The organism is Pseudomonas sp. Nvir (assembly GCF_963778085.1).
In the GTDB taxonomy this organism is placed as follows: Bacteria; Pseudomonadota; Gammaproteobacteria; order Pseudomonadales; family Pseudomonadaceae; genus Aquipseudomonas; species Aquipseudomonas juntendi.
Genome location: NZ_OY970405.1, coordinates 4,844,621 through 4,857,353, shown reverse-complemented (window position 1 = coordinate 4,857,353; position 12,733 = coordinate 4,844,621). Strand labels below are relative to the sequence as shown.

The window sequence follows — 12,733 nt, the reverse complement described above, 5'->3', positions numbered from 1 at the left end:
ATGCCCCGCGAAATCGCCTTCCATGGTGTGTACATGCCCACCATGACCTTGATGTTCCTGTTTGCGCTGGGCCTGGCCTGGGGCCTGGACCGGTTCATCGCCAGCCATGATGGCTACCGCTTCTTCTGGCACCCGGCGTTGCTGCGCCTGAGCCTGTTCGTCTGCCTGTTCGGCGCCATGGCGCTTACTGTCTACTGGTGAGAAACCTTCGATGAAAAAGTTCTTCAGCCTGATCGCCACCCTGCTGGTGCTGGTCGCTGCCGTGGCCATCGGTCGCCAGTTGTGGGTGCACTACATGACCACGCCGTGGACCCGTGACGGCCGCGTGCGTGCCGATATCATCAACGTGGCCGCCGACGTGCCTGGCTATGTGGTGGACGTGCCGGTCAAGGACAACCAGCGGGTGAAGAAGGGCGACCTGTTGATCCAGATCGACCCCGAGCACTATCAACTCGCTGTCGACCAGGCCAAGGCGCTGGTCGCGTCGCGCAAGGCCACCTGGGAGATGCGCAAGGTCAACGCCAAGCGCCGTGCCGACATGGACAACCTGGTGATCTCCAAGGAAAACCGTGACGATGCCAGTAACATCGCCAACTCGGCGCTGGCCGACTACCAGCAGGCCCAGGCTGAACTGGCAGCAGCCGAGTTGAACCTCAAGCGCACCCATATCGTAGCCACGGTGGACGGCTACGTGACCAACCTGAATATCCACCGGGGCGATTACGCGCGTACCGGTGAAGCGGTGATGGCAGTGGTCGATGAAAACTCGTTCTGGGTGTATGGCTTCTTCGAGGAGACCAAGCTGCCGCATGTGAAGGTAGGTGACCAGGCCGAGCTGCAGATGATGAGCGGCGAGCGCATCAAGGGCCATGTGGAGAGCATCGCCCGCGGTATCTACGACCGCGACAACCCGCAAAGCCGCGAGCTGATTGCCGACGTGAACCCTACTTTCAACTGGGTACGCCTGGCGCAGCGGGTGCCGGTGCGCATTCACATCGATGAAGTGCCGGAAGGGTTCTTGCTGGCGGCGGGGACGACTTGTACGGTGGTGGTGAAGCCGAGCGAGGGGTGACCTGCGGCGCCATTCTGGCCCACAGTCACTGCACTGCCTTTAGATACAGCGCTGGACCTGTGGTGGCGGGCATGCCCGGCAAGAATCCAACGCGGTGGCTGGCACCGGCTGCGCCGGTGTTCGCGGGCGCGCCCGCTCCCACAGGTTACGCTGTGCGCCTGCCAGCATCGACAACCTGGCGTTCAGGCGGGCCCCACCAATACCGGCACCTTCACCCGGTCGATCACCTTCGCGCTGATCGATGGGTCCAGCAACCGCCCCAGCCGTGACAGGTGGCGGTGGCCCATGATGATCAGTTCGCAGTTCAGTTCCTGCGCCTTGGCCACGATCGCCTCGACCGGTTGCCCCGCGATCATGCAGCCCTGGCTGGCGAAGCCGGCCTGTTGCAATTCGCCTACCGCCTTGGCCACCGCGTCGTCGGCCTGGTGCTGTTCCTTGCAGGCGGCGGGGTATTGCTCCAGCTCTTCGGTGGTGTAGGGCGCGGGTTGCTCGTGCACGGCGAAGGTAGAGTCGATGGCCAGCAGCACGTGCAATTCGTGTTCGCCGGGGCGGCAGTAACTGCGGGCGAGGGTGAGCAGGGCAGTGGCGGCGGGGGAGGCGTCGATGGCGATCAGAACGGGGCTGGGCATGCAGGATCCTTGCTTCTGGCTGGCTAGTCATTTGCCTGCACCGGCGATAGGGTCGGTGCAGGCACTGCAACTGTTATGACCCAATCACCGTCCAGAATAAATGCCCCACCACGCACGAGCGCATTGCGTCTGGTGCAATCCGCCAACCTGCTACCATCGCCACTCCCCAGCTGTAATGGAACACGGCCATGCAACTCCCGGACATGAACCTGCTCGTCGCCCTCGATGCCCTGCTCGACGAAGGCAGTGTGGTCGGTGCGGCGCAGCGCATGAACCTGAGCCCCGCGGCCATGAGCCGGACCCTGAGTCGTATCCGCGATGCGTTGGGCGACCCGATCCTGGTGCGCGCGGGCCGTGGGCTGGTGCCGACGCCACGGGCGCTGGCCTTGCGCGAGCAGGTGGCGGCGCTGGTGGAGCAGGCTGGCGAAGTGTTCCGCAGCGCCGATGAAGTCGACCTGCCCAAGCTCGACCGTGCCTTCAACATTCGCACCAATGACCTGTTCATCGCCCTGTATGGTGCCCAGCTGCTGCGCCGCATGCACGAGCAGGCACCGCGTACGGTGCTGCGCTTCGTGCCGGAAAGCCCCGGCGGCGACGACGACAGCGTGCTGCGCGACGGGCGCACCGACCTGATCATCAGCTCGACCGTTGATCTGGGACCGGAGATCAAGGTGCAGAGCCTGTTCCAGACCTACTATGTAGGCTTGGCCCGGCGCGACCACCCGATCTTCGAGCAGCCGATCACGCCGACCAGCTTTGCCAGTTACCCACAGATCAGCGTATCCCGCCGTGGCCGGGCCAACGGGCCGATTGATGTCGAGCTGGCCAACTTCAAGGTGCAACGGCGGGTGGCATTGATTACCCCGAGTTTTCACTCGGCGCTGTTCTCGCTACCGGATTCGGACCTGATCCTGCCGATGCCGGCGAATATCCTCAACAGCGTGCACAAGCTCGGGTTGCCACTGCGATCGTTCGAGATCCCGGTACCGCTGGAGCGGGTGACGGTGCTGCAAGCCTGGCACCCGCGGTTTCACAACGACCCGGCACATCGGTGGTTGCGGCAGACCTTGAAGGCTTGCTGCAGTGTTGATCCGTGATTGCCTGTAAGGGCCTCATCGCTGGCAAGCCAGCTTCCACTCTGTGGGAGATTCTATGGTTTCTGGCAAGGCTAGCCGGAGCATCTTCAGCGCCTGTGAGATCGAGCGCCGCCCGCGCGGCGCAATCGCGAGCTGCGCTCGCTCCTACGTTTGTTTCGGGCCAGTAACGCCTGTGACAGGCGCGCGCGGCCGCCTTGTTTGTACGGCGCGATATTGAGGCATGCACCAAGGCGTTCGCGCGCGAATCCCACAGGAATAATTGGCCCGAAACAAACGTAGATCGAGCGCCGCCCGCGCGGCGCAATCGCGAGCTGCGCTCGCTCCTACGTTTGTTTCGGGCCAGTAACGCCTGTGACAGGCGCGCGCGGCCGCCTTGTTTGTACGGCGCGATATTGAGGCATGCACCAAGGCGTTCGCGCGCGAATCCCACAGGAATAATTGGCCCGAAACAAACGTAGGAGCGAGCGCAGCTCGCGATTGCGCCGCGCGGGCGGCGCTCGATCTCACAGGCGCTGCCATACCTTGTGGCAAACACCTGTCAGCCCTAAGGCGATCCCTGTGGGAGCTGGCTTGCCGGCGATAGGGCCAGATCTGCAAAAAAGTGGATTGCGCCTGACGCAACATAAACCTACCGAGAAGTCAGTTTTCGTCAGCATTCGACCTTCTTAGACTTGCTCCAGTCGCAAATTTGTTGCTGGAGATGTCGTTGCATGAGTTCCCTGTCCGCCCCGTCTGCTGCCATCGTCGGCGCCCCCGCGCCGGCTGCGCCTGCGCAGACGGCGTTCGGCCTGCAGGTGGTGGTCGGGCTGTTCGGTGTATTGCTGGCCGTGTTGTGTGCGGGCCTCAACGAGTCGGTGACCAAGATTTCCCTGGCCGATATCCGCGGCGCCATGGGCATCGGGGCCGACGAAGGTGCCTGGCTGCTGGCGGTGTACAGCGCCGCTTCGGTCTCGGCCATGGCCTTTGCGCCGTGGCTGGCCACCACCTTCTCGCTGCGGCGCTTCACCCTGAGCGCCATTGGCCTGTTCGCCGTGCTCGGCTTGCTGCAGCCGTTCGCCCCCAACCTGCACAGCCTGATGCTGCTGCGCGTGCTGCAGGGCTTTGCCGCCGGCGCCTTGCCACCGATGCTGATGAGCGTGGCCCTGCGTTTCCTACCGCCGGGCATCAAAGTATACGGCCTGGCCTGTTACGCCCTGACCGCCACGTTCGGCCCCAACCTCGGCACCCCGCTGGCCGGGTTGTGGACTGAATACGTGGGCTGGCAATGGGCGTTCTGGCAGATCATTCTGCCGTCGGCACTGGCCATGTGTTGTGTGGGCTGGGGCCTGCCGCAGGACCCGCTGCGCCTGGAGCGTTTCAGGCAGTTCGACTGGCGTGGCGTGGTGCTTGGCCTGCCGGCCATCAGCAGTATCGTCCTGGGCTTGTCGCTGGGGGACCGCTGGGGCTGGTTCGACTCGCCGCTGATCTGCTGGCTGCTCGGGGGTGGGCTGCTGTTGCTGGTGCTGTTCATGTTCAACGAATGGTCCGAGCCGCTGCCGTTCTTCCAGTTGCGCATGCTGTCGCGGCGCAACCTGAGTTTCGCCTTGGTGACCTTGGCCGGCGTGCTGGTCGTGCTGTCGGGTGTCGGCAGCATTCCGTCGGCCTACCTGGCGCAGATCCAGGGCTACCGGCCGGCGCAGACCAGCCCGCTGATGATGCTGGTGGCGATGCTGCAGTTGATCGCCCTGCCATTGACCGCAGCGCTGTGCAACATCCGCGCGGTGGACTGCCGCTGGGTGCTGGGCATCGGCCTGGCGATGCTGGCGGTGTCCTGTGTTGGCAGCAGCCTGCTGACCAGCGAATGGATCCGTGGCGACTTCTACCCGTTCTACCTGCTGCAGGTGTTCGGCCAGCCGATGGCGGTGCTGCCGTTGCTGATGCTGTCCACCAACGGCATGACTCCGCAGGAAGGCCCGTTCGCCTCCAGCTGGTTCAACACCGTCAAGGGCCTGGCCGCGGTGATCGCCGGTGGCCTGCTGGATGCGCTTGGCACCCTGCGGTGGCACTTCCATTCCAACCACCTGGTGGACAGCCTGGGCAACGCTCCGCTGGTCGACGATAACGCCGCTGGCCTGGCCAGGCGCATCCACGATCAGGCGCTGGTGCTGACCTCGGCCGACCTTTACCTGGTTATGGCCTGCATCGCCGTGGCCCTGATCTGCCTGATTCCTTTCGTGCCCACTCGGGTCTACCCGCCGCGCGCGGTGGCCTGAACCCTGGATGAATTCGAGAACCGCTGATATGACCAACAACCGCAAAACCCTGTTTATCGGCTCGGTGCTCGCCGTGGCTGTCCTGGCTGGCATCGTCGGCCCCTGGCTGTTCGGCAGCGACCACCGCCAGAGCACCAATGACGCCTATGTGATCGCCGACTACACGGTGGTCGCGCCCAAGGTAGCCGGCTTTATCAAAGAGGTGCTGGTAGAGGACAACCAGCAGGTCACGGCTGGCCAGCTATTGGCGACCATCGATGCCCGTGACTACCAGGCCGCGCTGGATGCGGCGCAGGCGCAATTGCTGGTGGCCAAGGCGCAAAGTGCCGATGCCCGTGCCACCCTCGAACGCCAGGCCGCGCTGATTGCCCAGGCCGAAGCTGCGGTGAAAGCGGCCCAGGCCGAAGCGGCGTTCGCCGACCATGAGGTCAACCGCTACAGCCGCCTGGCCGAGCAGGGCGCCGGTACCGTGCAGAATGCCCAGCAGGCACGCAGCAGGGTCGACCAGGCCCGCGCGCGGCTGGCCAATTCCCAAGCAGCGCTGGTGGCGGCGCGCAAGCAAGTGGACATCCTTACCGCCCAGGTAGCCAGTGCCGATGGCCAGCTCAAACGCGCCGAAGCGGGCCTGGAAAAAGCCCAGCTTGACCTGTCCTACACACGCATCACCGCGCCGGTGGACGGCATGGTCGGCGAGCGCGCGCTGCGGGTCGGCGCCTACGTCAACCCGGGCGCTCGCCTGCTGTCGGTGGTGCCGTTGCAACAGGCCTATGTGGTCGGCAACTTCCAGGAGACCCAGCTGACCCACGTGCAGCCGGGCCAGCCGGTGAGCATCAGCGTCGACACCTTCTCCGGCGAGAAGCTGCAAGGCCATGTGGAAAGTATCGCCCCGGCCACCGGCGTGACCTTCGCCGCCGTGAAGCCGGACAACGCCACCGGCAACTTCACCAAGGTAGTGCAGCGCATTCCGGTGAAGATCGTTTTCGATGATGGCCAGCCGCTGCTGGCCCGCTTGCGCGTGGGCATGTCGGTGGAAGCGACCATCGATACCCGTGGCGACAAGCTGAACGGCAAAGAGGTCAGCGCACGATGAAAGCGGCATTACGCGTGAGCCCATTGCTGTTGGCCGCACTGATGGCTGGCTGCACAATGGGCCCGGACTTCCTGCGCCCCGACAGCCAGGCACCGCAACAATGGGCGCCGCTGCAAGGTGAGGCGGCGGCCAGCCAGCCGCAGGCCGAACCGCTGGAGCTGCGCTGGTGGGAAAGTTTCCACGATGCCCAGCTCAGCGCATTGATCCAGCGCGTTGCCGAGCGCAACCTCGACTTGCAGATGGCCAGTGCCCGGCTGGTACAAAGCCGGGCCTTGCGCAGCACCGTGGCCGCCGATGAAATGCCGGCGGTGGATGTTGCTGCCGGCTACAGCCGTGCCCGCAACAGCGCCGAAGGCCTGAGCGACCCGTCTGGCAAGGCGGGCAAGCAAGCCTTCAACCTCTGGCAGGGCGACTTGGTAGCGGGTTGGGAACTGGACCTGTGGGGCCGCGTGCGGCGCCAGGTCGAGGCGGCCGATGCCACGGTCGAAGTGGCGGAGAACGACCGCCGCGGTGTGCTGTTGGCATTACTGTCGGAAACTGCCGGCAACTACATCCAGTTGCGTGCGGTGCAGCACACCATCGATGTCACTCGCGACAACCTCAAGGTCGCCCAGCACAGCCTGAAGCTTTCGGAAAGCCGCCAGGCCGAAGGCGTCGCTACCCGCCTCGACGTAGCCCAGGCCAGTGCCCAGGTGGCGTCCATCGAGTCGCGTCTGCCCAGCCTCGAAGCCCGGCGCGATGACCTGATCAACGCCCTCAGCCTGCTCGCCGCCGACCCCCCGCGCAGCCTGCAGGCCCAGTTGCTACAGGGCGGCGAACTGCCTGCGCCGCGGCAGAAGTTCGCCATCGGCTTGCCGTCCGAGCTGGCCGAGCGCCGGCCGGACATCCGCCAGGCCGAGGCTCGCCTGCACGCTGCCACCGCCAGCATCGGCGTGGCCAAGGCCGACTTCTACCCGAGCATCCGGCTGTCTGGCAGTGTCGGCTTCCAGGCCATGCAGTTGTCCGATTTTGGTGCCTGGGACGCGCGCCGGTTTGCCTTTGGGCCACAGCTTTCATTGCCGATCTTCGAGGGCGGCCGACTCAAGGGCACCCTGGAGTTGCGCGAGGCGCAGCAGCAGGAAGCGGCGATTAATTATCGCAAGGTGGTGCTGGGGGCCTGGCATGAGATTGACGATGTGCTACGCCTGTACAACGCCAGTCAGTTGCGCCGTGATCACCTGGCCGAGGCCGTGCGGCAGAACCGCATCGCCTTGGAAACCGCCCAGCGCCAGTACGTGGAAGGGGCGGTGGATTTTCTCAACGTGCTGACGGTGCAGAGTGCCTTGCTGGCCAGCGAGGAACAGTGGATCGACAGCTCGGCGGCGGTGTCGCAGGCGCTGGTGGCGCTGTACAAGGCCTTGGGGGGTGGCTGGCAGGCGTTTGATCAGCAACCGGTGAAGAAAGCTTTGCAGCCCATCGCCGGCAAGCCAACTCCCACAAGTACAGCGCAGGTCTCAGGTACAGCGCAATACCTGTAGGAGCGGGCTTGCCCGCGAAGGGCTGCAAAGCAGCCCCGGCGATTTCCCAGACAGATGAGGAGGCAAAGATGCACATTTCCCTGAACGGCAAACGCGCGATCGTCAGCGGTTCCACCGCCGGCATTGGCCTGGCCATCGCCATAGGTCTGGCCGAAGCCGGCGCCGAAGTGGTCCTCAACGGCCGCACCCAATCCCGCGTCGACGAAGCGCTTAACGCCGTGCGCGAACGCTTGCCACAAGCGCGCATCATCGGCATCGCTGCCGACCTCGGCACCCAGGAAGGTGCGCAAAAGCTGTTCGACCAGGTGCCGCATACCGACATCCTGGTCAACAACCTGGGCATCTTCGAGCCCAAGCCGTTCTTCGAGATCGAAGACGAAGACTGGCAGCGCTTCTTCGACGTCAACGTGCTTAGCGCGGTGCGCCTGTCGCGCCACTATGCCCGAGGCATGGCCGAGCGCAAATGGGGGCGGGTGGTGTTCCTGTCCAGTGAGTCGGCGCTGCAGATCCCGACCGAGATGGTTCACTACGGCATGACCAAGACCGCGCTGTTGGCGGTGTCACGAGGGCTGGCCGAGACCCTGGCGGGCACCGGGGTAACGGTGAATGCCGTGCTGCCTGGGCCGACGCGCTCTGAAGGCGTGGGTGACTTCTTCGCCAAGCTGGCCGAGGAGCAGGGGGTCACGACTGCTGAGCTGGAAACCAGCTTCCTGGTCGAGCACCGGCCCAGTTCGTTGATCAAGCGGCTGGCGACAGTGGAAGAGGTGGCCAACATGGTGGTGTACCTGGCATCGCTGCAGGCCAGTGCTACCACCGGGGCGGCGTTGCGGGTGGACGGCGGGGTGCTGCGGTCCATTGCCTGATTGTCTACTGCCTGTACCGGCCTCTTCGCGGGCTTGCCCGCTCCCACAGGAGTAGTGTGATTCCGAAGCGGGTGCCATACCTGTGGGAGCGGGCAAGCCCGCGAAGAGGCCAGCACAGGCAAGCAAAGAATCAAAGCGGTCGCAGCAGGCCAAAGCGCTTGCGCAACGCCCAATCCAGCAAACGCCGCGGCAGCAACCGAGCCATCAACGGCAACGCCGTACTGCCATTGCCCAAGCGCACCACAGCCGGTACCGGTGACCTGCTCACTGCCGCCAGCACGCCCTTGGCAAACACCGCCGCCGAAGTCGGCTTGTCCTGCGAAGCCCGCGCCCGCGCCTGCACCTGTTCACGCAACGGCCACCACGCCGAATCCGACGCCAGTACCTGCTCGGCCTGGCGCTGGGCGTTGCTGGCGAACTGCGAGGCAATCGCCCCCGGCTGCACTTCCAGCACGCGCACGCCGAACGGGGCCAGCTCCAGGCGCAGGGCGTCGCTCAGGGCATGCACGGCCGCTTTCGACGCGCAGTAAGCGCCAGCGAATGGGGTAACCAGCACGCCGGAAACACTGCCGATATTGACCACCAGGCCCCGGGAGCGGCGCAGCAGAGGGAACAGTGCGCGGGTCACGCCGATCACCGCGAAGACGTTGGTCTCGAATTGCTGGCGCAGTGCGTCCACACCGCCATCGAGCAATGGGCCCATGGCGCCGTAGCCGGCGTTGTTGATCAGGATATCGAGGCTGTCCAGTTCCTCGGCCAAGCGGGTAAGGGCCTCGCTGTCGTTCACGTCCAGTTGCCGGGCGGTGTAGCCGGCGGCACTCAGTTGCTCGACATCCTCAGGCTTGCGGGCGGTGGCCCAGACGTGGTGGCCAGCATCGCGGAAGGCGTCGGCCAGGGCGCGGCCGATGCCGCTGGAACAACCGGTGATCAGGACGGTGGGCATGGTGGGGGCCTTTGATCAAGGTGAGAGGTGTGTCGCCGGTGCTGGCCCTATCGCCGGCAAGCCAGCTCCCACAAGTACTCCGCAGTCCTTGAAAGGGGTGGGGTACCTGTGGGCGCTGGCTTGCCGGCGATAGGGCCAGTACTGGCAATGAATCAATTGGCAAATGTACCTTGCAGGTGCTCAGCCCGAAACTCCAGGGTTTGTGGTCGGTAACCGGAACGCAGGGGCGGCAAGGGCAGGCAGTCTTCCCACTCGGCCCCCGGCTGCAGTTCGCCAGGGCCACGGTAGCGCGGCGCGTTGTAGGTATTTTCGGCGAGGTTCACGGTATCGCCCGGTGCATAGGCGGCTACGCGCCAACGCAGTTCGGTGAGCGGTACCGGGTTGCCGTTCTTCATGTGCACCTGCAGGGTTCGGTCGGCGGGGCACTGGTCTGGGGCGTAGCGCAGGCGCAGGTCCAGGCGGGCCAGTTGCGAGGCTTCGCGGGTGTCCTGCCAGGCAACGAACAGGGCCACCAGGCCCAGGCCGCACACGGCGGCCAGGGAAATGGGCAGGGCCTTGGCCGGGTAGCGCAACAGCAGCACCAGCCAGGTGAGGATAAGGACGGCACCGATGATCATGAGCCTTGCAGACCTTGGTTGTGCGGGTCTGACCATCGTAGCCTTAAATGAGGGAGGGCTCAAAAGCGGGAGGGCTTCGCCCTCCTATCGCCGGCAAGCCAGCTCCTGCAGGGATCGCATCAGGGCTGATAGGTGTTTGTCACAAGATATGCAGCGGCTGTGAGATCGAGCGCCGCCCGCGCGGCGCAATCGCGAGCTGCGCTCGCTCCTACGTTTGTTTCGGGCCAGTAACGCCTGTGACAGGCGCGCGCGGCCGCCTTGTTTGTATGGCGCGATATTGAGGCATGCACCAAGGCGTTCGCGCGCGAATCCCACAGGAATAATTGGCCCGAAACAAACGTAGGAGCGAGCGCAGCTCGCGATTGCGCCGCGCGGGCGGCGCTCGCTCTAACAGGCGCTGCCATACCTTATGGCAAACACCTGTCAGCCCTAAGGCGATCCTCGTGGGAGCTGGCTTGCCGGCGATAGGGCCGCGAAGCGGCCCCGGGATTTCACTTACTGCGCGATGGTCTTCACCGAAACCCCACGCTCGACCGGCGTAGAGGTGCGCCCATACACATCTTCGAAGCGCTCGATATCATCTTCACCCAGGTAACTCCCGGACTGCACCTCAATGATCTCCAGCGGGATCTTGCCCGGGTTGCGCAGGCGGTGCACCGACGCAATCGGGATGTAGGTCGACTGGTTCTCGGTCAGCAGGAACACGTTTTCGTCGCAGGTCACCTCGGCAGTGCCGGACACCACGATCCAGTGTTCGGCGCGGTGGTGGTGCATCTGCAGCGACAGGCTGGCGCCTGGCTTGACGGTGATGTGCTTGACCTGGAAGCGGCCGCCCATGTCCACCGAGTCGTAAGAACCCCATGGGCGATACACTTCCAGGTGATTCTGGGTTTCGCTACGGCCCTGTTCGTCCAGTGTCTTGACCATCTGCTTCACGCCCTGAACCTTGTCCTTGTGGGCGATCATCATGGCGTCCTTGGTCTCGACCACCACGATGTTCTCAAGGCCGATCACCGACACCAGCTTGCCGTTACCGTGGATCATGCAGTTGCGGCTGTCCTGCACCACCACATCGCCCTTGGTGACGTTGCCATTGTCGTCCTTCTCATGCACCTCCCACAACGACGACCAGCAGCCCACGTCACTCCAGCCGGCCGACATCGGCACGACACAGGCGCGCTGGGTTTTTTCCATCACCGCGTAGTCGAGGGAGTTGTCCGGGCAGCAGGCGAAAGTGGCGGGGTCGATGCTCAGCACATCGCCGTCTTCCTGGCTACGCTCCAAGGCCAGTACACAGGTGTCGTAGATATCGCCATCGTGCTTTTTCAGCTCCTCAAGGAAGCGGCTGGCGCGGAACAGGAACATGCCGCTGTTCCAGAAGTAACCACCGGCCTGGACAAACTCGGTGGCGCGCTTCTCGTCGGGCTTCTCGACGAACTGCGCGACCCGCGCCACGCCCTCGGGCAGCAATGCATCCTGGCTGGAGCGGATGTAGCCGTAGCCGGTTTCCGGCTTGGTCGCCGGTACCCCGAACAACACCATCTCGCCGCGCTCTGCCGCTACGGTGGCCAGGGCCAGGGCACGTTGCAGGGCCTTCTGGTCCTCGATCACATGGTCGGCGGGCAGCACCAGCATCAGTTCGTCACGGCCTTCGTTGACCAGTTTCATCGCGGCCATGGCCACCGCGGGCGCCGTATTGCGGCCAAACGGCTCCATCAGGATGCCTTGGGTTTCCAGCTTCAGGGCAGCCAGCTGCTCCTGCACGATGAACTTGTGGTCCTTGTTGCAGACCACGATCGGCGTGTCCATGCCCTCGAACGCCAGGCGCGAGAGGGTTTGCTGGAACAGCGTATGTTCACCGGTCAGGGCCAGGAACTGCTTGGGGAACTGCTTGCGCGACAAAGGCCACAGACGCGAACCGCTACCACCAGAAAGAATTACCGGGATCATCATGTTTCTCCAATAGTCGTTGAGAGGCAGGGGAATCAGTTGCTAGCCACGGGGCGAGTTACCCACACCGGCGACAAGGCGTTGCCGGAACCCGTTACGTACAGCACTGCGGCTTCGCCGCGCTCAAGGGCGACTGGCTTCACGTCACCCACTTTCTTGTCACCTTGGTACAGCGCCAGGTTCACCTTGACCGGGTTGATCTCGCGCTCGCCACGGCCGTTGGCGGCCACCTGCTTGACCACTTCGGTCGTGCCGTCGGCGGTTTTCAGGGTCAGCTGCTGGTCGCTCAGGTTCTGCACGCGCACCAGGGCTTTCTGCTTGTTCTTGAACGGCGGCTCTTCGATCAGCTTCGGGTTGCCGCTGCTGCTGTTGACCAGGGTGTAGTACTTGTCCGAGGCCAGCTTGACCGGCACGCTCTTGCCGCCGACCTTGGCGGTGTAGTCACCGCCAGGCAGGAAGCTGAAATCGCTGCTGGCCTGGGCGCCAACCTGCTTGATCTGGGTGTTGCCCACACTGGCGGCAGCCGGTGCACTGGTGGCGTTGTACAGCCGCACGAACGTGGAGCCTTTCGGCGCGCTGGGGCCATACAGGGCGGCGTCGGCGCCGGCGAAGGCCTGCATGGAGGCAAGGGACAGGCCGGCCGCCAGGGTGAGGGCTTTGGCAATGGAAGTCTTGGTAGTCATGTGCGTGTTCCTCTCTTCAG

The 12,733-nt window shown here is 64.5% G+C and carries 11 protein-coding genes and 1 pseudogene; 7 read left to right on the top strand and 5 right to left on the bottom strand.

Going from position 1 to position 12,733, the window contains the following annotated elements:
- Both AACG97_RS23325 and AACG97_RS23320 read left to right on the top strand, forming a co-directional pair.
- Positions 1-201, top strand: a complete 201-nt coding sequence (locus AACG97_RS23325; protein WP_009685040.1) for a DUF1656 domain-containing protein — start codon at positions 1-3, stop codon at positions 199-201.
- Positions 202-211: 10 nt separating this feature from the next.
- Positions 212-1,072, top strand: coding sequence for an efflux RND transporter periplasmic adaptor subunit (locus tag AACG97_RS23320; protein WP_009685041.1), 861 nt, complete (start codon positions 212-214; stop codon positions 1,070-1,072).
- A gap of 182 nt (positions 1,073-1,254) precedes the next feature.
- Here AACG97_RS23320 and AACG97_RS23315 read toward each other — a convergent pair whose 3' ends face one another.
- Positions 1,255-1,701, bottom strand: coding sequence for a universal stress protein (locus AACG97_RS23315; protein WP_009685042.1), 447 nt, complete (start codon positions 1,699-1,701; stop codon positions 1,255-1,257).
- A 188-nt stretch (positions 1,702-1,889) separates the two neighbouring features.
- Here AACG97_RS23315 and AACG97_RS23310 point away from each other — a divergent pair, with 188 nt between their 5' ends.
- The 5 genes and pseudogenes from AACG97_RS23310 to AACG97_RS23290 all read left to right on the top strand — a co-directional run bounded on the left by AACG97_RS23310 (position 1,890) and on the right by AACG97_RS23290 (position 8,520).
- Positions 1,890-2,798: a LysR family transcriptional regulator gene (locus AACG97_RS23310; RefSeq protein ID WP_009685043.1), complete on the top strand. Its 909-nt coding sequence runs from the start codon at positions 1,890-1,892 to the stop codon at positions 2,796-2,798.
- Between the two features lie 710 nt (positions 2,799-3,508).
- Positions 3,509-5,050, top strand: coding sequence for an MFS transporter (locus AACG97_RS23305; protein WP_225785926.1), 1,542 nt, complete (start codon positions 3,509-3,511; stop codon positions 5,048-5,050).
- A gap of 28 nt (positions 5,051-5,078) precedes the next feature.
- Complete coding sequence (locus AACG97_RS23300) at positions 5,079-6,140, top strand: HlyD family secretion protein (RefSeq protein ID WP_009685812.1); 1,062 nt, start codon at positions 5,079-5,081, stop codon at positions 6,138-6,140.
- A pseudogene (locus AACG97_RS23295) lies at positions 6,137-7,573 on the top strand (efflux transporter outer membrane subunit); the annotation flags it as partial. The gene AACG97_RS23300 and the pseudogene AACG97_RS23295, both read left to right, overlap by 4 nt.
- 152 nt (positions 7,574-7,725) lie before the next feature.
- Positions 7,726-8,520, top strand: coding sequence for an SDR family NAD(P)-dependent oxidoreductase (locus AACG97_RS23290; protein WP_009685808.1), 795 nt, complete (start codon positions 7,726-7,728; stop codon positions 8,518-8,520).
- 130 nt (positions 8,521-8,650) lie between these two features.
- Here AACG97_RS23290 and AACG97_RS23285 read toward each other — a convergent pair whose 3' ends face one another.
- The 4 genes from AACG97_RS23285 to AACG97_RS23270 all read right to left on the bottom strand — a co-directional run bounded on the left by AACG97_RS23285 (position 8,651) and on the right by AACG97_RS23270 (position 12,713).
- Positions 8,651-9,463: an SDR family oxidoreductase gene (locus AACG97_RS23285; RefSeq protein WP_009685807.1), complete on the bottom strand. Its 813-nt coding sequence runs from the start codon at positions 9,461-9,463 to the stop codon at positions 8,651-8,653.
- A 152-nt stretch (positions 9,464-9,615) separates the two neighbouring features.
- Entirely contained in the window at positions 9,616-10,080 is a 465-nt protein-coding gene (locus tag AACG97_RS23280) for a hypothetical protein (RefSeq protein ID WP_009685806.1), read from the bottom strand.
- A 495-nt stretch (positions 10,081-10,575) separates the two neighbouring features.
- Entirely contained in the window at positions 10,576-12,030 is a 1,455-nt protein-coding gene (locus AACG97_RS23275) for a mannose-1-phosphate guanylyltransferase/mannose-6-phosphate isomerase (protein ID WP_009684471.1), read from the bottom strand.
- 35 nt (positions 12,031-12,065) lie between these two features.
- Positions 12,066-12,713, bottom strand: a complete 648-nt coding sequence (locus AACG97_RS23270; RefSeq protein ID WP_009684470.1) for an alginate O-acetyltransferase AlgF — start codon at positions 12,711-12,713, stop codon at positions 12,066-12,068.
- Positions 12,714-12,733 lie beyond the last annotated feature (20 nt).

Bases quoted from the DNA above. Each gene is read 5' to 3' on its own strand.
- AACG97_RS23270 (WP_009684470.1), bottom strand. From the start codon at position 12,713: ATGACTACCAAGACTTCCATTGCCAAAGCCCTCACCCTGGCGGCCGGC.
- AACG97_RS23315 (WP_009685042.1), bottom strand. From the start codon at position 1,701: ATGCCCAGCCCCGTTCTGATCGCCATCGACGCCTCCCCCGCCGCCACT.
- AACG97_RS23325 (WP_009685040.1), top strand. From the start codon at position 1: ATGCCCCGCGAAATCGCCTTCCATGGTGTGTACATGCCCACCATGACC.
- AACG97_RS23320 (WP_009685041.1), top strand. From the start codon at position 212: ATGAAAAAGTTCTTCAGCCTGATCGCCACCCTGCTGGTGCTGGTCGCT.
- AACG97_RS23275 (WP_009684471.1), bottom strand. From the start codon at position 12,030: ATGATCCCGGTAATTCTTTCTGGTGGTAGCGGTTCGCGTCTGTGGCCT.
- AACG97_RS23305 (WP_225785926.1), top strand. From the start codon at position 3,509: ATGAGTTCCCTGTCCGCCCCGTCTGCTGCCATCGTCGGCGCCCCCGCG.
- AACG97_RS23290 (WP_009685808.1), top strand. From the start codon at position 7,726: ATGCACATTTCCCTGAACGGCAAACGCGCGATCGTCAGCGGTTCCACC.
- AACG97_RS23310 (WP_009685043.1), top strand. From the start codon at position 1,890: ATGCAACTCCCGGACATGAACCTGCTCGTCGCCCTCGATGCCCTGCTC.
- AACG97_RS23280 (WP_009685806.1), bottom strand. From the start codon at position 10,080: ATGATCATCGGTGCCGTCCTTATCCTCACCTGGCTGGTGCTGCTGTTG.
- AACG97_RS23285 (WP_009685807.1), bottom strand. From the start codon at position 9,463: ATGCCCACCGTCCTGATCACCGGTTGTTCCAGCGGCATCGGCCGCGCC.
- AACG97_RS23300 (WP_009685812.1), top strand. From the start codon at position 5,079: ATGACCAACAACCGCAAAACCCTGTTTATCGGCTCGGTGCTCGCCGTG.